The 17,628-nt window shown below is 65.3% G+C and carries 19 protein-coding genes; 10 read left to right on the top strand and 9 right to left on the bottom strand.

Annotated elements, in window-relative coordinates:
* Nucleotides 1-10 precede the first annotated feature (10 nt).
* From G9Q80_RS13345 to G9Q80_RS13335, 3 genes are all read left to right on the top strand, one after another.
* Nucleotides 11-832, top strand: coding sequence for an NAD(P)H-binding protein (locus G9Q80_RS13345; protein ID WP_074622136.1), 822 nt, complete (start codon nt 11-13; stop codon nt 830-832).
* Between the two features lie 28 nt (nt 833-860).
* Nucleotides 861-1,292: a DUF4345 domain-containing protein gene (locus G9Q80_RS13340; protein ID WP_088714286.1), complete on the top strand. Its 432-nt coding sequence runs from the start codon at nt 861-863 to the stop codon at nt 1,290-1,292.
* A gap of 66 nt (nt 1,293-1,358) precedes the next feature.
* Nucleotides 1,359-1,856, top strand: coding sequence for an anthrone oxygenase family protein (locus G9Q80_RS13335; protein WP_043137118.1), 498 nt, complete (start codon nt 1,359-1,361; stop codon nt 1,854-1,856).
* Here G9Q80_RS13335 and G9Q80_RS13330 read toward each other — a convergent pair.
* From G9Q80_RS13330 to G9Q80_RS13290, 9 genes are all read right to left on the bottom strand, one after another.
* Nucleotides 1,853-2,497: a class I SAM-dependent methyltransferase gene (locus G9Q80_RS13330; RefSeq protein WP_088714285.1), complete on the bottom strand. Its 645-nt coding sequence runs from the start codon at nt 2,495-2,497 to the stop codon at nt 1,853-1,855. The two genes, G9Q80_RS13335 and G9Q80_RS13330, sit on opposite strands and share 4 nt — an antisense overlap.
* Before the next feature lie 4 nt (nt 2,498-2,501).
* Nucleotides 2,502-3,722, bottom strand: coding sequence for a BtaA family protein (locus G9Q80_RS13325; RefSeq protein ID WP_088714284.1), 1,221 nt, complete (start codon nt 3,720-3,722; stop codon nt 2,502-2,504).
* Nucleotides 3,722-4,534 carry a UDP-2,3-diacylglucosamine diphosphatase gene (locus tag G9Q80_RS13320; RefSeq protein ID WP_088714283.1) on the bottom strand — a complete coding sequence of 271 codons (813 nt, stop codon included), beginning with the start codon at nt 4,532-4,534 and terminating at the stop codon, nt 3,722-3,724. The genes G9Q80_RS13325 and G9Q80_RS13320 overlap by 1 nt, the downstream gene beginning before the upstream one ends.
* 204 nt (nt 4,535-4,738) lie before the next feature.
* Complete coding sequence (locus tag G9Q80_RS13315) at nt 4,739-6,259, bottom strand: AMP-binding protein (protein ID WP_088714282.1); 1,521 nt, start codon at nt 6,257-6,259, stop codon at nt 4,739-4,741.
* 74 nt (nt 6,260-6,333) lie between these two features.
* Nucleotides 6,334-6,576, bottom strand: coding sequence for a MoaD/ThiS family protein (locus G9Q80_RS13310; RefSeq protein ID WP_043137126.1), 243 nt, complete (start codon nt 6,574-6,576; stop codon nt 6,334-6,336).
* Nucleotides 6,576-8,819 carry a xanthine dehydrogenase family protein molybdopterin-binding subunit gene (locus G9Q80_RS13305; protein WP_088714281.1) on the bottom strand — a complete coding sequence of 748 codons (2,244 nt, stop codon included), beginning with the start codon at nt 8,817-8,819 and terminating at the stop codon, nt 6,576-6,578. The genes G9Q80_RS13310 and G9Q80_RS13305 overlap by 1 nt, the downstream gene beginning before the upstream one ends.
* Entirely contained in the window at nt 8,819-9,301 is a 483-nt protein-coding gene (locus tag G9Q80_RS13300; RefSeq protein WP_088714280.1) for a (2Fe-2S)-binding protein, read from the bottom strand. The genes G9Q80_RS13305 and G9Q80_RS13300 overlap by 1 nt, the downstream gene beginning before the upstream one ends.
* The gene (locus G9Q80_RS13295) at nt 9,298-10,164 is read right to left on the bottom strand and encodes an FAD binding domain-containing protein (protein ID WP_088714279.1); all 867 of its coding nucleotides are present in this window, start codon (nt 10,162-10,164) and stop codon (nt 9,298-9,300) included. Before G9Q80_RS13295 ends, G9Q80_RS13300 begins: the two co-directional genes overlap by 4 nt.
* 262 nt (nt 10,165-10,426) lie before the next feature.
* Nucleotides 10,427-11,062, bottom strand: a complete 636-nt coding sequence (locus tag G9Q80_RS13290) for a TetR/AcrR family transcriptional regulator (RefSeq protein ID WP_083242449.1) — start codon at nt 11,060-11,062, stop codon at nt 10,427-10,429.
* A gap of 397 nt (nt 11,063-11,459) precedes the next feature.
* On the opposite strand from G9Q80_RS13290, the gene G9Q80_RS13285 reads away from it, so the two are divergent.
* From G9Q80_RS13285 to cynS, 7 genes are all read left to right on the top strand, one after another.
* The gene (locus G9Q80_RS13285) at nt 11,460-12,305 is read left to right on the top strand and encodes an ABC transporter ATP-binding protein (RefSeq protein WP_198549956.1); all 846 of its coding nucleotides are present in this window, start codon (nt 11,460-11,462) and stop codon (nt 12,303-12,305) included.
* Nucleotides 12,306-12,341: 36 nt separating this feature from the next.
* Nucleotides 12,342-13,577: an ABC transporter substrate-binding protein gene (locus G9Q80_RS13280; protein ID WP_157903787.1), complete on the top strand. Its 1,236-nt coding sequence runs from the start codon at nt 12,342-12,344 to the stop codon at nt 13,575-13,577.
* Nucleotides 13,574-14,395 (top strand): ABC transporter permease, encoded by an 822-nt coding sequence (locus tag G9Q80_RS13275; protein ID WP_198548528.1) that lies wholly within the window; start codon nt 13,574-13,576, stop codon nt 14,393-14,395. Before G9Q80_RS13280 ends, G9Q80_RS13275 begins: the two co-directional genes overlap by 4 nt.
* A 31-nt stretch (nt 14,396-14,426) precedes the next feature.
* The gene (locus G9Q80_RS13270; RefSeq protein ID WP_043137138.1) at nt 14,427-14,963 is read left to right on the top strand and encodes an OsmC family protein; all 537 of its coding nucleotides are present in this window, start codon (nt 14,427-14,429) and stop codon (nt 14,961-14,963) included.
* A gap of 86 nt (nt 14,964-15,049) precedes the next feature.
* On the top strand, nt 15,050-16,150 hold the full coding sequence (locus G9Q80_RS13265) for an acyl-CoA dehydrogenase family protein (RefSeq protein ID WP_088714277.1): 1,101 nt from the start codon (nt 15,050-15,052) through the stop codon (nt 16,148-16,150).
* 90 nt (nt 16,151-16,240) lie between these two features.
* The gene (locus G9Q80_RS13260; protein ID WP_069210925.1) at nt 16,241-17,098 is read left to right on the top strand and encodes a sulfurtransferase; all 858 of its coding nucleotides are present in this window, start codon (nt 16,241-16,243) and stop codon (nt 17,096-17,098) included.
* A gap of 41 nt (nt 17,099-17,139) precedes the next feature.
* A complete protein-coding gene (gene cynS / locus G9Q80_RS13255; protein WP_069210924.1) occupies nt 17,140-17,592 on the top strand; it encodes a cyanase in 453 nt (150 codons plus the stop codon).
* Nucleotides 17,593-17,628: the final 36 nt, after the last annotated feature.

Genomic DNA, 17,628 nt, shown 5'->3' with positions numbered 1-17,628 from the left:
GAGACAGACCATGCACCCCATTCTCGTCATCGGCGCCAACGGAAAGACAGGTTCGCGCGTTGCAAGCAAATTGCAGGCGCTTGGCCATGCAGTGCGCCTAGGGTCGCGCAATGCCCCGATCCCCTTCGACTGGGAGGCGCCCGAAACCTGGGCAGCGGCCCTGTCCGGTGTCCGCGCCGCCTACATCACCTATTTCCCCGACCTCGCCTTTCCCGGCGCCGTCGAAAAGCTGGACGCGTTGTGCCGCACGGCCCGCGCAGCCGGTGTGGGCCACCTGGTCCTGCTGTCGGGCCGGGGGGAGCATCACGCCCGCCTGGGTGAAGAGGTCGTGCGCAATGCCGGTCCGGATTTCACCATCGTGCGCGCCGCCTGGTTCGCGCAGAATTTTAGCGAAGGCTACCTGCGCGATCCGGTGCTGGCCGGCGTCCTGCCGATGCCTGGCGGTGACGTCGTGGAACCGATCATCGACGTGGACGACATCGCCGACGTCGTGGTCGCCGCACTGACCGAGGGCGGCCACGAAGGCGAGTTGTACGAGGTGACGGGCCCCCGCCTGATGAGCTTTGCCGAGATGGCCGGGGAATTGTCCACCGCCATCGGCCGCCCGATCCAATACCTGCCGATTTCCTTCGAGGAGTTCCACGCCAACGTGGCCAGCGCCGGGGGCGATTTCGTCGCCGACGTCTTTACCGCCATCGCGCGGGAAACCCTAGACGGACGCAACGCCAACCTCGGGGACGGTGTGCAGCGCGCCCTTGGCCGGGCGCCCCGTGACTTCGCCGACTTTGCGCGCGCGGCAGCCCAGGCCGGCAAATGGCCGCTCGCGGCCTGACCGCCCCTGTTTCAGGAAAGGACCAGACATGACACTTTCGCTCTTGCAGAAGATCACGCTCGGGCTCGCGGGCATTACGGCACTGGTGATCGGCCTCTGCATCCTTGCCGTTCCGCGCCAGTTCTACGCCAGTTACGGCATCAGCCTGGCAGATGACGCCAGCCTGCTGAGCGAGCTGCGAGCACCCGGGGCCGGGCTGGCCGTGCTGGGCGGCCTGATGCTGTGGGGAATGGTGAAGCGCACCATGCGCCAGGTCGCGCTGGCAGCGGCGCTGACCGTCTACATCGCCTTTCCCGCGGGCCGGCTGGTCGGGTTGCTCGTAGATGGAATGCCCTCCGGCAGCATCCTGGGTGCGCTGGCCTTCGAGGTCGGGATCGCCGCGCTTTGCCTTCTGGCCTTTCGCCGCGGGTCCCGCCCCCCTGCGCCGCAAGGCAACAGCAGCCACGCCCCCGCGGCCTGACAACCAACGCGCGGGACGGTGCAAGCCGTCCTGCCCCGGCATCCGCATGACAAAAGGACTCCCGACATGACGACGATCTTTCTTGCGCTCCTGCAGGGCGCCATTCTTGCCTATGCTCTCCTGGCCGGCGTTTTCCTGGCCTTCTCCGATTTCATCATGCGGTCACTTGCGCGGACCAGCGGCAGTGGCGGTGTCGAGGCCATGCAGGTCATCAACCGCGAAGTGTTCCGCTGGGTCTTCATGATCCTCTTCATGGGCATGGCCCCGGTGTCGCTGCTGCTGTCGGGATTTGCCGCGATGAACCTGGAGACCCCTGCCGACAGGCTGATCCTGCTGGCGGGGCTGGTCTACCTCGCCGGGTGTTTCGGTGTCACCGTGATCCGCAATGTGCCGATGAACGAGCGGCTGGCCGCAATGGAACCGGCGACCGCGACGGCGCGGGACTACTGGGCCGGGACCTACCTGCCCCGGTGGACCTTCTGGAACACGGTGCGGACCATAGCCTGCGCGCTGTCCTCTGTCCTGTTGATGACCGCAGTGATCTGGAAGGCCGGGGCGCTCTAACCCTCCGGCTGGCGCGTCAGACGACCGTAGACCGCGTAGCCCCGGTACAGGTCTTGCCCGCTCAGGGCTGCCGCGCCCCCTGCCATCTCATACAAAGCCGCGCCTAGCGTATCGCGGGGCGTGACGTGGAACCGGGCCAGCCAGGCGCGCAAGCCAGCTTTGAACCACCCCGGCAGGCCCGCCTGGTCGCCGAAATCCACGACATGCAGGGTGCCGCCCGGGGCCAGGTGGCGGATGCCCTCGTCCAGCGCCCCCTGCCAGTCGGGGATCATCGACAGGCTGTAGGAAAACACGATGTGATCGAACTGCGCCTCGCCGAACAGCGCCTCGGGATCGAAGGAACAGGCATCCGCCTGCGCCAGGCGCGCCGCGCCGTCCAGCTTGCGGCGGGCGGAAATCAACATCTGGTCCGAGATATCCAGCCCGAAGAGCAGCGCGCGGGGATGCCGCTTGCGGATCGCAGCCAGGTTGCGCCCGGTGCCACAGGCCACTTCCAACACCCGGTCGCCGGGGTGCACCGCCATGTTTTCGATCAGATGGTCACGCCCCAGCAGGTAGTACTTGCGGGTGATGTCATAAAACAGGCGCTGGTAACGATAGACATCGTCCATCAACCGCCCGTGATCTGCCACATCGCTCATCGGCTCAGCCCTTCCGGCGATAGAGATGGACACCGCCGTAGATCGCCGAGCGGTCCTCGGCAAAGGCGCGTTCGGACGCTGGCGCATCGTAGGCCCACTGATCCAGCAACTCCGCTGGGACGCGTCCGGGCAGGATATCCGGCCCCCCGCCGGTGCGGAACAGGACCCGCGCGCCTGGCATGGCCGTCCGGGTGATCTCGCGCCACAGCGCGGCCAGCTGGTCGTCCGTCATCCAGTCCTGCGCGTCCAGCAGGACATAGACCGATTTCGACGCCGCAGGGGCCTCTGCCAGCACATCGGTGATCGAACGGTTCAGCACCGTCGCGCGGCCGGCCGCGGCGCGCAGCGCCTCGAAATTCTGCTTTTCCAGGTAGGGGGGCACTGGCCCGGTCCCGTCTTCCTTGTAGGCCCGGTTGGCGGCCTGCCAGGCAAAGTAGTTCTCGCCGATCGGGAAGTCGCAGAACAGCTTGCGCGTGCGCTCCTCCAACACCTTGACGATATCGCCATCGGCATCGGCGGCCAGCTTGTCGTATTGCGCCGGGGGAATGCCCAGCCCGAACAGCGAGGCCCGGCGGCGCGCGGCAAACCGGACAAGGCGCGAACGATAGAGCGGCTTGATCTCATCTTCGAAAAACGCGCGCTGGTCCTCCAGCGTCCGGGCGCCCAGGAGCCGGGTGAAATCCACGCCGCCGATCCGCGCCACGAGGTGCACGGCCCCCAGAAAGGTGCCCAGCACGCCGAAACGGTAAAACCCGCGCGCGAACATGGACTTGCGGCGGCGGAAGCGCTCGCGCCCGTTCCAGAAGGCCCGCGCCTGAGGGTTCAGGTAGGGCAGCACGTAACGGTCCAAAAGTGCCACGTTTTCCGCTTGGTCAGCATTCCCGAACAGCGCGTAGAAACTGGCATGATCCGGCAGGCGCTGCGCGGCCTCCAGTTTCAGCCGATTCAATTCGACATGCCAGGGCGACAGGTCCACCGCCGTGACCGAGGCCGGGCGCGCGGTCAGGTAGCTCATCATGTTGCAGCCGCCCGAGGCGATGCAGAAAACGTGATCCTCGCGACCAAGGCCCAAGGCGGTCATGTCGCAAACCGGGTCTTCCCAGATCTGCGGATAGACCAACCCCCGGAACAGCCGCGCAAAGACCCGGTCGGACAGGGAAGCGAAGGAGAAGGACCTGTTCTGGTAGACCGCTTCGCCGATCAAGTCGCTGGTCGTGTCGCTCATCATGCTTCCTGTCTGCTCTGTTTCTTCTGGTTGCTGCGGGCGCGCCGCTTGGCGCGCTGTTTCAGCATGTGCTGACGGTTGTTCCGGGCTTCCCAGTCGATCAGCCGCATCTCGCCTTCGTGGTTCTCGATGATCGCGGTGCAGCTCTCGACCCAGTCTCCGGTGTTGATGTAGCGGATCTCGCCGATGTCTCGGATCGCCGCGTGGTGGATGTGGCCGCAGATCACCCCGTCAAAGCCCTTTTGGCGGGCGTCCTGGGCCAGCACCTCTTCGAACTTGCAGATGTAGTTGACCGCCTGCTTGACCTGCTGCTTGCTCCATTTCGAAAGCGACCAGTAGCGGCGGGACCACAGGCGGCGCACCCGGTTGATCCTGGGGTTCAGCCAGATCAGCAGCGCATAGGCGCGGTCGCCCAGGTGGGCCAGCCACTTGGCGTTCATCACCACCGCGTCGAATTCGTCGCCATGCGTTACAAGGTATCGCTTGCCGTCGGCGGCGCGGAAATCGTCCTGGTTCTTGACCTCGATGCCGCCGAAATGGACGCCGAAGTAATTGCGCATGACCTCGTCATGGTTGCCGGGGATGAAAACGACGCGGGTGCCCTTGTGCGCTTTTTCCAGCACCGCCTGCACCACGTCATTGTGTGCTTCCGGCCAATGCCAGCCGCGCTGCAGCCGCCAGCCGTCAAAGATGTCGCCAACGAGGTAAAGCGTTTCGGCCTCGTGCCTGTTCAGGAACTCGACAAGCAGCCCGGCCCGGCAGCCCCGGGTGCCAAGATGCACGTCGGAAATGAAAATCGTTCGGTCGGACACCGCGTTGCCAGCTTGTTGTTCGCGTTTCGACAGCGCCTAGGCCGTCCGTGCTTCACCGACATGACGATTTTGTTTCAATCCTATGAACCCTGCGCGGTCGCGGCGATCTGTCCATCCAATCGCCTGCGGGCTTCGGGCCGGCCTGCCTCCCGCCCCTTCCCCGTCGTGGCATCGATCCGGACGGACAGTTAGATTGACCCCAACTCACCCTTCCTTGTTGCCAAGCATTCGCCGTAGCTCGGTCTTGAGGACCTTGCCATAGTTGTTCTTGGGCAGCTCCTCGGCAAAGTGGTAGGTTTTCGGCCGTTTGAACCGAGCGATCCGATCGAGGCAAAGCGCGTCCAGCTCGGCCGCGTCCAGGGCATGTCCAGGTTGACAGACGACAAAGGCCACCACGACCTCTCCCCACTCCGGATCCTGCTGACCTACGACCGCAACCTCGTTGACCAGGGGATGCGACAGCAGCACCTCCTCGACCTCGCGCGGGTAGATGTTCGACCCGCCAGAGATGATCATGTCCTTGGACCTGTCGTGCAGGGTGACGTAACCTTCGCCATCCATGCGCCCCATGTCGCCGGTCCAGAGCCAGCCGTCGCGCAGCGTCTTGGCCGTGGCCTGAGGGTTGCGCCAATAGCCGGGCATGACGGTGGCGCCTCGCACCGCGATTTCCCCTACCTCGCCCACGGGCAATTCCGCGCCCTCGCTGTCGAGGATCGCGACCTCGACGAGGCTTTGCGCCCGCCCGACAGAGTTCAGCCGTTCGCGCCAGCCCGGCGTGTCCCGGTCGGCCACGTCCGCGCGCGGCAGGGCGGTGATCCCCATCGGGCATTCGCCCTGCCCGTAGATCTGCACGAAACGCGGCCCCGTTTGCTGGACCGCCTCCAGAATATCCGCCTCGTACATCGGCCCCCCGGCATAGACCACGGTGCGCAACCCCTCGCCTGTCTGTCCTGTCGCCTTGGCCACGTCCACAAGCCGCCGCACCATCGTGGGGGCGGCGAACATGGAAACCGGGCCAATATCCGGTGCGATCCGCAGGATCTCCGCGGCGTCGAACCCGCCGCTGTCCGGCACCACATGGCGCGCCCCACGCAACACATGCATGAAGTTGTACAGCCCTGCACCGTGGCTCATCGGGGCGGCATAGAGGATCGCGTCCTCCGCATGTACCTCGTCCACATCCGTGAAATAGCTCATCGTCATGGCGGCGATGTTGCCGCAGGAAATCATCACGCCCTTGGGACGACCCGTTGTGCCGGACGTGTAGAACAGCCAGGCCATGTCGCCCTGGGCCAGGGATGCAGGGTCACCAGCGGAGACCCTTTCACGCATCTCGCGAAAGGCGTCTCCCTCGGTCGAGATCAGTGGCCCGGAGGTCAGATCCCCCAGCGCACTGGCGCTTTTATCGTCCGCAAAGACCAGCGCCACCTCCGCATCCTCGATGATCCAGGCCGCCTCGCGCGGGTGCAGCTTGCCGTTGATGGGCACAGCCGCCGTTCCGGCCCACCAGATGCCATAGAGCGCCTCGAGGTACTCGGTCCGGTTTGCCATGAAGAGCGCGACCCGATCCCCCCGGCCAATTCCGCGCGCGGCAAGAGCCGCCCCGATGCCCGCGGCCCGGGCCGCAAAGGCGCCGTAATCCGCGTCGCAGGTCTTCCCCTTGAACAGCGCCGGACGGGCAGGCCAGCGGGTTGCCGTGCGGCTCAGCCATTCAGCAGGGTTCATGCCTCGGTCTCCATCATCAAACGAAACGCCCCCGCCGGATCGCTCCGGCGGGGGCTTTTTCCCGGCAGTTTGGATCAGCCGCCCTTGAGCCGCTGCATCAGGACCACCTCGGCCCCCTGGGGCACCTTGGTGTGGCGGTTCGGCGCGATCTCACCGTCGACCACGACCGAAACGCCGGCCTCGATGATCGGGCCAAGTCCTGGATGGGCGGCAACCAGCCCATCCAGCGCTCCACCGACCGTCTCGGCCTCTACCTCGACCACGCGGGCGCCCTCGGTAAAGCGCGTCAGGCTGGACCAGAGGTTGATGGCAACCATCAGCCCCCCTTTGCCTTGATCGCCGCCAGCACCTTGGGCGGCGACATCGGCAGTTCGCACAGGCGCGCGCCGGTCGCTTCCTGGATCGCGTTGGCGATGGCGGGCAGCGGCGGCGTGATGCCGGTTTCGCCCACGCCGCGCACGCCATAGGGGTGGCCCGGGTTCGGCACCTCGACGATGACGGTGTCGATCATCGGCAGGTCCGAGGCCACCGGCACGCGGTAGTCCAGGAAGACAGAGTTCTGCAGACGCCCGTCCTCGCCATAGATATAGGCCTCGTTCAGCGCCCAGCCGATGCCCTGCGCGGCCCCGCCCTGGTACTGTCCTTCGACATAGGCGGGGTGGATGGCGCGACCTGCGTCCTGCACCACCAGGTAGCGCAGGATCGTGGTGCGGCCGGTTTCCGGGTCGACCTCGACATCGACGACGTGACAGCCGAAAGAGGCGCCGACCCCGTCAGGAACGGATTCATGGTGGCCCGAGATAGGCCCGCCGGTCGATCCCATCTTGCCGGCGATCTCGGCGATGGTCATGGGCGGGAATTTCCCCGCGTTGTCGCCGGCCGGCTGCGCCGCACCGTCGACCCATTCCACGGCCTCGGGGTCGATGCCCCATTCGTTCGCGGCACGCCTGCACATCTCGGTGATGGCGTGGCCCGCCGCGACCACCGCGGCCTTGCCGCTGGCAAAGGTCGCGCGGCTGCCGTGGGTCGGCTCGTTCACACCCAAAGCACCGGTTTCCACAACGTTGACGCGCACGTCCTCGTAGGGGATGCCCAGCGTTTCCGCCGTCATCAGTGCAATCGAGGCGCGGCTGCCGCCAATGTCCGGCGTGCCGACCGACACCTGCGCGGTCCCGTCCTCGGAAATCGCCAGGCTGACCGAGGTCTCGCCATTGTGGTTGAACCAGTACCCGGCGGCGATGCCGCGCCCCTGGTTCGGTCCCAACGGGATCGACAGGTTCGGGTGCGCCTTGGTCGCCTCCAGCGTCTCGACCAGACCGATGGACCCGTACTTCGGCCCGTAGCTGGCGGTATCACCTTCGCGCACCGCGTTTTTCAGGCGCATGTCCAGAGGATCGACACCCAGTTCGCGGCACATCTCGTCCAGCAGGCTTTCAACCGCGAAGGCCCCCATCGGCGAGCCCGGCGCGCGGTATGCGGCACATTTCGGGCGATTGGCCAGCACGTCATAGCCGACGTGTTCGACGTTCTTCAGCTTGTAGGGGGCAAAGCAGCAGTACAACGCCATGTCGACAGGCGAGCCGGGGAAGGCCCCGCCCTGCATCCGGAACTCTGCCCGGGCGCCGGTGATGGTGCCGTCCTTTTTCATGCCGATCTTGACGTCCATCGAGGCCGAGGCGGTCGGCCCCGTGGCGCGCAGAACTTCGGAGCGGCTCATGACCAGTTTCACCGGTTTGCCGCCTGCCTTCTTCGACAACGCCAGCGAGAGCGGCTCCATGAAGATGGTGGTCTTGCCGCCAAAGCCGCCGCCGATTTCGGACGGGGTCACGCGCAGTTGCGACGTTTCCAGGCCCAGGACGGCGGTGCACATCTTGCGGATGAACCACTGGCCCTGCGTGCAAACCCACATCTCGCCTTTGCCGTCGGCGCCCAGTTGGCCCATGCAGGCATGCGGTTCGATATAGCCCTGGTGCGTGGCCTCGGTCTTGTAGGTCTTTTCCATGACCAGATCGGCCTCGGCAAAGCCCGCCTCGACGTCGCCGCGACCGAATTCCATGTAACGCACGACGTTGGGCGGCATGCCCTCGGGCACGGTGGCATCGGCGGCGCCTTCGCGGATCACCGGCGCGTCGGGCTTGATCGCGTCATCCACGTCGATGACATGGGGCAGGACCTCGTACTCGACCTCGATCAGGCGCACGGCCTCTTCGGCCCGCAGCTTGGACGTGGCGGCAACGGCGGCGACGGCATGGCCGTCATAAAGCGCGCGCTCCCCCGCCATCGTGTTTTCCTGCAGGTTCCAGTCCTCTCCGGTCAGTCCGGTGGGAAAATCGGCCCGCGTGATCACCGCCTTGACGCCGGTCAGCGCCTCGGCCTTCGACGTGTCGATCCTGACGATACGCGCATGGGCGTGCGGGCTGCGCAGCACCGCTGCCCACAACATCCCCGGCGCCGAAATGTCGGCGCCGTAACGCGCGCGGCCCGTGACCTTGTCCAGACCGTCCGGGCGATCGGGGCGCGTGCCGACCAGCTTGAATTCCTTGAACTCGTCCTTTGCCATCACGCGGCCTCCTGCCGAAGTTCCGCCGCCGCATCCATGACGGCGCGGATGATCTTGTCATACCCGGTGCAGCGGCAGAGGTTACCCGCCAGCCAATAACGGACCTCTTCCTCTGTCGGGGTCGGGTTGGTTTCCAGCAACTTCTTGGCCGCGACCAGGATACCAGGCGTACAAAAGCCGCATTGCAGGGCCGCGTGTTCGATGAACTTGCGCTGCAGCGGGTGCAGCTCGGCCCCATCCGCCATGCCCTCGATCGTCTCGACGCGCTTGCCGTCGGCCTCGACGCCCAGGACCAGGCAGGAACAGACCAGCGTGCCGTCCAGCGTGACCGAACAGGCGCCGCAATCGCCGGTGCCGCAGCCCTCTTTCGACCCGGTCAGGCCGATGTGATCGCGCAGGCAATCCAACAGCGTTTCGCGCGGATCGGCCAGGAATTCGACCTCGTCTCCGTTCACGCTCGTGGTGACATGGACCTTGCTCATGCGGTGTCTCCTTTTGCCCGGGCCTTGGCGATCAACGCCGCCCGTTTCGTCAGCACGCCGGCCACTTCCGTCCGGAAGGCGACCGTGCCGCGTTTGTCGTCGATGGGCGAACAGGCCGCGCTGGCCGCCTTGGCCAGCGCCTCCAGCGCGGGATCGTCCAATGTTGTGCCGATGATGGCCTCTGCCGCCTCGGGCACCAGCTTGACCGTGGGAGCAACAGCGCCCAGCGCCACGCGGGCCTCGGTCACGGTGTCGCCATCCAGCCGCAGGCTGACCGCGCTGCCGACCACGGCGATGTCCATTTCGGTGCGCGGGATGAACCGCAGGTAGGCGTCGCCCGCGTTCTGGCCACGCGGCGGCAGCAGGATCGCCGAGATAAGCTCGCCGGCCTTGAGCGCGGTCTTGCCGGGGCTGACGGGGATCTCTTCAACCGGCACGGTGCGCGTACCGCCCGGACCGGTGATTTCGACCGAAGCGCCCGCGGCAACCAGCCCCGGCACCGAATCCGCCGCCGGAGAGCCATTGCAGAGGTTGCCCGTCAGCGTCGCGCGGCCCTGGATCTGGGTCGAGCCGACAAGCTCCATACCCTCGACCACGCCGGGCCAATCCGCGCACAGCCCTTCGTGCGCGCTCAGTGCGATGCCGGGAACCGCCACGCCGATACGCCAGCCACCGTCGTCAGTGCGGGTGATTTCGGCCACGCCCGCGATCTTCTTGAGGTCGATCAGGTCGTCAGGCTGCACCATGCCGGCCCGCATCTGGACCAGCACGTCAGTGCCCCCGGCCAGGAACCGTGTCAGCCCCTTGGCCTGTGCGGCCAGTTGCGCGGCATCCTCGAATGTCGTTGGTGTGTGATATCGCAAGGTCACCTCCCTTTGTCGGTTGCCGCGGCGCTATGCATGACCGTCGCGGGTATGCCGGGGGTCGCGCCGTTTTCGCGCCCACCGTTCATGGCTGTCAATTACAAGGTCTAAGCACCCATTCGGTTCGCCGCCAGTTGGAATTCACCAAATGGGCGAAGGCCGGGCGGCCCCGGCAATCGTCTCAGCTGCAATGTTATGCAGTCCACGCACCAAAGGGCAAGGCGCCGCAAGCAGGGAAATCCGCCGCGTCACGCCAAAGGCTTCAGCCCGCCCGGCCCAGAACCGTATCCAGGTGGCATTCCGCCAGCCGCCGTGCGGTGCGGGCAAAGCTGGGGTCACCGGAATGCTGGGCTGCAACGATCGCGCCGTCGATCAGGATCGCGATGCTGCGCGTGGTCTCGACAACGTCCGAAACCTTCATCTCCATCATCTGGGCCTTGAGCCAGGTCAGCAGGTGATCCTTGTGCCGTTCCGCCGCCTGGCGCACCGCATCGTTGCCGGTGTCGAACTCGGCCACGGCGTTAATGAAGGGGCAGCCATAGAAACCGGGATCGGCAAACCAGTCCTCCAGCACGTCGAAGACGGCAAGCACACGATTGCGCGCGGGTCCTTCGACCTGGGACAGCCGCCCGAAGAACCAGTCGCGCCAGGTGTCGCCCTCGGCCTGCAACACCGCCGAGATCAGCTCTTCCTTTGATCGAAAGTGATGATAGAGCGTCGCCTTGGCCGTGCCCGCCCGATCCAGGATCGCGTCGATCCCCGTGGCGGCGAAACCGTGGTTGCAGAAAAGATGCGAGGCCGCGCTCATGATACGGTCCCGCGCGTTCCTTGCCGGCATCGACGCAAAACTCCAGCCGCCGCCGTCATCCAGGCAGACCTCGTTCAGACCATCATCCATTGCGGCACCTTTCCATTGTGGCCTACGCCTGTCGCGCGGGCAGGCCCTATATTGGTGTCCCGCATCCAGAGGCAAAAAACAAGACTGATCAGTCCGATTTTACACTGACGTTGCAAGAGAGATTCTTTTCTCGGCAACTGGATGATTCCCGTAGGAACGCCCCTGAGAAACCGCCTTAACAGCCTCATCACTCGTACGATCCGCTCAAAAATTCCGCGTTTTTATCCAACTTAAAATTGCCTTGGCCCGAATACGGGCAGTCTACCTGAATTCCTGTCCAAAAATTCACCCATCTGAATATCTCGGTGTTTTTCTGCTGCGCAGCGTTGACCGTTCAGCCCGGGCGCTGCTGAAATCAGACAGAACGGTTCGTTCGAAATTTGAAAATGAGAAAGCGATGGTTGTGACACGGTTCAAGACGGAGAGCAGCGCCCCCAAAATACCCAAGGCACCTGCGGTCAAACCCGTGCGTGGCGCCCATGTCGCCGTCCGCGGCCTGTCGCATACCTACAGGCGCGCCGATGGCCCCGTATTGCAGGACCTCGATTTCGAAATCCGCCAGGGCGAGGTCGTGGCGCTGCTGGGCCGGTCCGGATGCGGAAAGTCGACCCTGCTGCACATGCTGGCGGGCCTGTCGCACCCCAGCACGGGCGAGGTCGCCATCAACGGAAACGAGGTGCGCGGTCCCAGCCCCCGCTGGGTGATGATGTTCCAGGCCCCGTCGCTCTATCCCTGGATGACGGTCGCGCAGAACGCCGCCCTGGGACTGAAATTCGCCCGGCGCAGCCGCGAGATCGCCACCCGCATCCCCGACGTGCTGGATCTCGTCGACCTGACCAGCTTTGCCGGCCGCAACGTGCAGGACCTGTCCGGCGGACAACAGCAGCGTGTGGCCCTGGCCCGCAGCCTGGCCACCAGCCCCCAGATGCTGCTGCTGGACGAACCGTTTTCGGCGCTCGACGCCTTTACCCGGCGCAGCCTGCAACGAGACGTCCGCGACATCGCGAGAACGCTGGGCATCACGATGGTGCTGGTCACGCATGACGTGTCCGAGGCCGTGCTGATGGCCGACCGCGTGCTGGTGCTGGACGCCAACCCAGGCCGCGTTGCCCATGACGTCGCCATCCCGCTGGAGGACGCGGCGCGCAGCACGGGCTCGGAGGCGTTCCAGCGCGAACAGGCCCGGATGATGCAGCTCTACACCGATGTCGCCCACGGCGACGCGACCACCCCGCTGACCTGACACAGACCGAAGATCCGCCAGAGAGGACCTGAGATCATGACCAAAGACACCTGGGACGACGAAGAATACTTCGCCTCCGATTTCAGCCGGCGCCAGACGCTGGACATGCTGGCCAAGGGCGGGCTGTTTGCCTCGCTGGCCACGATGCTGGGTGGGATGCCCAACATGTCCTACGCGCAGGAGGACGAGGTCGTGCGCATCGGTTACCTGCCAATCACCGATGCCACCGCACTGCTGGTGGCACACGGCATGGGCTATTTCGAGGACGAAGGGCTGGAGACCGAAAAGCCGACGCTGATCCGCGGCTGGTCGCCGCTGATCGAAGGCTTTGCCGCCAACAAGTTCAACCTGGTGCACTTCCTCAAGCCGATCCCGGTCTGGATGCGCTACAACAACAATTTCCCGGTCAAGATCATGTCCTGGGCGCATACCAACGGCTCTGGCCTGGTGGTGGGGCGGCACACGGACATCACCGATTTCAGCCAGCTTGGCGGCAAGCAGGTGGCGGTGCCCTTCTGGTATTCGATGCACAACGTCGTGCTGCAATACGCGCTGCGCGAGTCCGGTGTGACCCCGGTCATCAAGGCCCAGGGCGAACCGCTGGCCGCCAATGAGTGCAACCTGCAGGTCCTGCCGCCACCAGAGATGCCGCCGGCGCTGGCCGCGCGCAAGATCGACGCCTACATCGTGGCCGAGCCGTTCAATGCGCTGGGAGAGCTGAAGGCCGGCGCGCGGATGCTGCGCTTTACCGGCGATATTTGGAAGAACCATCCCTGCTGCGTCGTCTGCATGCACGAGGAGGTGACCGAAAAGAAACGCGAGTGGACCCAGAAGGTGATGAACGCCGTGGTCCGGGGCGCGATCTATTCCAGCCAGAACAAGGCCGAAGTCGCGGGCCTGCTGTCCAAGGACGGCTGGGGCTACCTGCCCGCGCCCGCGCCGGTCGTGACCCGCGCCATGACCCATTACGACGACGAGGATTACACCACAATCGGCGCCAACAAGCACGTCGCCGACTGGCAGAACGGCCGCATCGACTTTCAGCCCTGGCCCTATCCTTCGGCGACCAAGCTGATCGTCGAGGAGATGAACAAGACCGTCGTTTCCGGTGACGCGACCTTCCTGGCCGATCTGGACCCGCAGCATGTCGCCGACGACCTCGTGAACTACGAATTCGTCAAGGCCGCGCTGGACAAGTACCCGGAATGGCAGAACGATCCCTCGGTCAACGCGGGCGACCCGTTCAACCGGGACGAGGTCCTGGAGCTGTGACCGCGATCCCCGACACCCCGGCAGGCGGTTTCCGCCTGCCCCGGCTGGGCCGCCTGCGGGGCATCGCAAATGCGGCCCTGGGCATCGCCGCGCTGATGCTGCTGTGGTGGCTCGGCGGCCTGGCGGTGGCAAACGATCCCGACATGTTCGCCTTTGCCGATTTCGCCCCGGCGCCCACACTGGCCGCGCTGCAGGACATCGTCACCTCGGGCGAAGTCTGGCAGATGTCGGGGCCCTCGCTCTATCGCGTGGGCTATGGCATGGGGATCGCGGCCGCCATCGGCGTGCCCGTGGGCATCGCTATCGGGCGCATCCCCTTCCTGCGCGAGATCACCAACGTCCCGTTCCAGTTCCTGCGGATGATCTCTCCGCTGTCCTGGATGCCCATTGCGGTCATGGCCTACGACACCTGGGACGGCGCCATCGTCTTCCTGATCGCGGTGGCGGCGATCTGGCCGATCCTGTTCTCGACCGCCGCGGGCGTGCGCCGGATCGACCCCAGCTGGCTCAAGGTGGCGCGCAACCTCGGCGCCAACCCGTTCCACATGCTGTTCGTGGTGATCCTGCCCGCCATCGCCGTCGACATCCTGACCGGCCTGCGGCTGGCCTTGGGCGTGGCCTGGGTGGTGCTGGTGCCGGCGGAATACCTCGGCGTCACCTCGGGGCTTGGCTACGCGATCAACGATGCCCGCGACACGCTGGACTACTCGCGGCTGGCCGCCGTCGTCGTGGTGATCGGCGTCATCGGCTTCGCGCTCGACTGGCTGTGCATGCTGGCGATCAAGAAATTCAACTGGGTGCGCGACACCGCGCACTGACCCCAAGACAGACAACCAGAGGAGAGACCCCATGTCTGAACCCGCAACCGTCCTGACAGGCTGCCTGGCCCCCATCGACAAGACCGGCCTCGACGGGCTGATCGCCAAGGGCAAGGAAAACCCCCAGGCCGTCAAGACACTGACCTGCAAGACAGTGGCCGAAGGCAAGTTCCGCCACGCCAACTATATCCGTGACCTCGAACCCTACATCGTGGACGAACCGCCGGCCCTTCTGGGCGACGACACCGCGCCCAACCCCTCTGAGGCCTCGCTGGCCGCGCTTGGATCCTGTGTCGCCGTCGGCCTGCATGCCAATGCTGTTGCCCGCGGCATCACCGTCCAGAAACTCGAGCTGCAACTGGAAGGTGATCTGAACATCACCGCCGTCTGGGGCACCGGTGACACCAGCGAAAAGCCGGTGGGGTTCACCGACGTTCGCATCAAGGTCGACATGGAGGCCGACTGCCCGCAGGAGGAAATCGACGCCCTGGTCCAGCACGTGATCCAGTGGTCGCCGGTGTTCAACACCTTCTCGCGCCCGGTCAACATGGTCGCCGAAACCATGTGATCCACCGCCTGTCCCGGATGCGCGCCGCGCGACGCGCGGCCGGGACGGGCCTGCCCCTATTGCCACAGTTTCAAGGACAGCCCGCCATGAATATCGCGACTCCCGTTACGACCGTCGACCTGAACGCGGTGGACCAGATCGCCGCCAGCGACCTCACCTCGATGGTCCGCACGATCGACGATGAAAAGACCTATCCCGAAGCGATCATGCGCGCGATGGGCGGCACCGGCGCCTATGGCACCCACCTTGCCGGGCCCGACGCGCCCTGCGACCTGGGCCCCTCGGTGCTGGCGATGGCGCGGGCCTCGGAGATCTGCCTCTCAACCGGGTTCTGCATCTGGTGCCAGGACGCGCTGGGGTGGTACATCTCCTCATCCGAAAATGCCTGGCTGAAGGAAAACATCCTGCCCAGGGTCGCCACAGGCGAGATCCTCGGCGGCACCGGGATGTCGAACCCGATGAAGGCAATCGCCGAGATCGAAAAGCTCAAGCTCAAGGCGGTCTGTGTCGAGGGCGGCTATCGCGTCAAGGGCGTGCTGCCCTGGGTGTCGAACCTCTCGGCCGATGGCTGGTTCGGCGTGATGTTCTCGGTCGAAGGCGAGGACAAGACCGTCATGGCCATTGCCCACGCCGACGAGGCCAAGGGCGTGAAGCTGAAGCTGGACCACGATTTCGTCGCGATGGGCGGGACCGCCACCTGCCAGGTGATGTTCCGCGACGTGTTCATCCCCGACGAACAGGTGATCGGCGACCCCGCACCCGCATTCATCAAGCGCATACGCGGCGGCTTCGTCCTGCTGCAATGCGGGATGGCCGCGGGCATGATCCGCAGCTCGATTGAACTGATCCGCAAGATGGAAGGGCCGCTGGGCCATGTGAACCAGTATCTCGAAAAAGGTGCGGACGATCTGGAGGCCGAATACGACGCGCTGGTCACCGAGGTTCTGGAGCTTTGCAAGACCCCCTATGACCTCTCGGACGCCTTCTGGAAACGCGTGTTGCAGGCACGCCTGACCGGCGGCGAACTGGCGGTCGAGGCCGCGCATTACGCCATGCTGCACAGCGGTGCACGCGGCTATGTCTCCGGCGGTGAGGCGCAGCGCCGCCTGCGCGAGGCCTATTTCGTGGCCATCGTGACACCGGCCACCAAACATCTGCGCAAGATGCTGGCCTCACTCGACACCTGATCCGCACCCAAGCTGACGACCCATGAACGACGGCGACCCGATGCAGGCCGCCGCACCCACTCACTTTGCCAACTGGAAAGGACTGATCTCATGGAAAGCGCACTGATCTCACCTGCCGAACTGCAGACCCTCATGACGGGCGGCAACATCGTCCTGATCGACACCCGCGACCCCGAAAGCTTTGCCGCGGGCCACATCGAAGGCGCGGTGAACATGCACGACATCTTTACCTACCTCGCCACATCGGACGCCGAGGGCATGGCCACGCTGCGCGACAAGTTCGCGGCCGAATTCGGCGCCGCCGGGCTGGACGGGACAAAGACCGCGGTCATCTACGAGGCCTCGATGAACACTGGCTTCGGCCAGTCCTGCCGCGGGTTCTTCCTGCTGTCCTACCTGGGATACCCCAGGATCAAGGTCCTGCACGGCGGCTATGCCGCCTGGGACGCCGCCGGCCTGCCCGTCTCGACCGAAACCGTCGCGCCCACACCTGGCGGGTTCGAAATCGACGAGTCCGCCGCCGAGATCATGATGGATCTCGACGACATGAAGGCCGCGCTGGCGGAGGAGGATGCCGTGATCCTCGACGTGCGCGACATCGACGAATGGATCGGCACGTCCTCTTCGCCCTACGGCGTCGACTTCTGCCCGCGCAAGGGCCGCATCCCCGGCGCCGTCTGGATCGAATGGTACCGCATGATGAAGCCGGGCGCCGACGGCCCGATGATGAAATCCCGTGACGAGGTGCTGGCCGAATGCGCCACCGTGGGGATCACCCCGGACACGCCGGTCAAGCTTTACTGCTTCAAGGGCGCGCGCGCCTCGAACACCTTCCTGGCCCTCAAGGAGGCCGGGGTGAAGGATGTCGCGCTGTACTTCGGATCCTGGAATGAATGGTCCCGCGATCCCGCCCTGCCGATCGAGGAAGGCCTGCCCTTCCCCGCCTGACCCGGTTTTTCCACCCCCTGACAAGAACGGAGACTGAAACCATGACAACCCGCGCCGAACTGACCGAGAAGATCATCGCGCACAAGACATTCACCGGCGTGAAATGGGCCGACGTGGCCAAGGAGGTCGGCCAGTCCAAGGAATGGGTGACCGCCGCGCTGATGGGCCAGCTGTCCATGACCAGGGAGCAGGTCGAAAAGGCCGGCAACGCGCTGGGGCTGAACTTTTCCGACGAGGAAATGGCGCTCTTGATGATGGTGCCCTACCGTGGCTCGATCCCGACGCAGGTCCCCGCCGACCCGTTGATCTATCGCCTGTACGAGGTCGTGGCCGTCTATGGCACCACGATGAAGGCGCTGATCGAAGAGGAATTCGGTGACGGGATCATGTCGGCCATCGACTTCACGATGGACATTTCGCGCACCGAGGACCCCAAGGGCGACCGCGTGAAGGTCATCCTCGACGGCAAGTTCCTGCCCTACAAGATGTACTGACCCTGCTGGCGGGCGCGCCTTGCCGTGCCCGCCGCC

It is taken from the genome of Mameliella sp. LZ-28, from assembly GCF_012274245.1.
Classification (GTDB): domain Bacteria; phylum Pseudomonadota; class Alphaproteobacteria; order Rhodobacterales; family Rhodobacteraceae; genus Antarctobacter; species Antarctobacter albus.
This window is presented reverse-complemented; position numbering and strand designations above follow the sequence as displayed.

Coding starts and splice junctions, on each gene's coding strand:
- G9Q80_RS13285 (WP_198549956.1), top strand. CDS start 11,460: ATGGTTGTGACACGGTTCAAGACGGAGAGCAGCGCCCCCAAAATACCC.
- G9Q80_RS13270 (WP_043137138.1), top strand. CDS start 14,427: ATGTCTGAACCCGCAACCGTCCTGACAGGCTGCCTGGCCCCCATCGAC.
- G9Q80_RS13300 (WP_088714280.1), bottom strand. CDS start 9,301: ATGAGCAAGGTCCATGTCACCACGAGCGTGAACGGAGACGAGGTCGAA.
- G9Q80_RS13290 (WP_083242449.1), bottom strand. CDS start 11,062: ATGGATGATGGTCTGAACGAGGTCTGCCTGGATGACGGCGGCGGCTGG.
- G9Q80_RS13310 (WP_043137126.1), bottom strand. CDS start 6,576: ATGGTTGCCATCAACCTCTGGTCCAGCCTGACGCGCTTTACCGAGGGC.
- G9Q80_RS13330 (WP_088714285.1), bottom strand. CDS start 2,497: ATGAGCGATGTGGCAGATCACGGGCGGTTGATGGACGATGTCTATCGT.
- G9Q80_RS13315 (WP_088714282.1), bottom strand. CDS start 6,259: ATGAACCCTGCTGAATGGCTGAGCCGCACGGCAACCCGCTGGCCTGCC.
- G9Q80_RS13345 (WP_074622136.1), top strand. CDS start 11: ATGCACCCCATTCTCGTCATCGGCGCCAACGGAAAGACAGGTTCGCGC.
- G9Q80_RS13265 (WP_088714277.1), top strand. CDS start 15,050: ATGAATATCGCGACTCCCGTTACGACCGTCGACCTGAACGCGGTGGAC.
- G9Q80_RS13335 (WP_043137118.1), top strand. CDS start 1,359: ATGACGACGATCTTTCTTGCGCTCCTGCAGGGCGCCATTCTTGCCTAT.
- G9Q80_RS13260 (WP_069210925.1), top strand. CDS start 16,241: ATGGAAAGCGCACTGATCTCACCTGCCGAACTGCAGACCCTCATGACG.
- G9Q80_RS13280 (WP_157903787.1), top strand. CDS start 12,342: ATGACCAAAGACACCTGGGACGACGAAGAATACTTCGCCTCCGATTTC.
- cynS (WP_069210924.1), top strand. CDS start 17,140: ATGACAACCCGCGCCGAACTGACCGAGAAGATCATCGCGCACAAGACA.
- G9Q80_RS13325 (WP_088714284.1), bottom strand. CDS start 3,722: ATGAGCGACACGACCAGCGACTTGATCGGCGAAGCGGTCTACCAGAAC.
- G9Q80_RS13340 (WP_088714286.1), top strand. CDS start 861: ATGACACTTTCGCTCTTGCAGAAGATCACGCTCGGGCTCGCGGGCATT.
- G9Q80_RS13305 (WP_088714281.1), bottom strand. CDS start 8,819: ATGGCAAAGGACGAGTTCAAGGAATTCAAGCTGGTCGGCACGCGCCCC.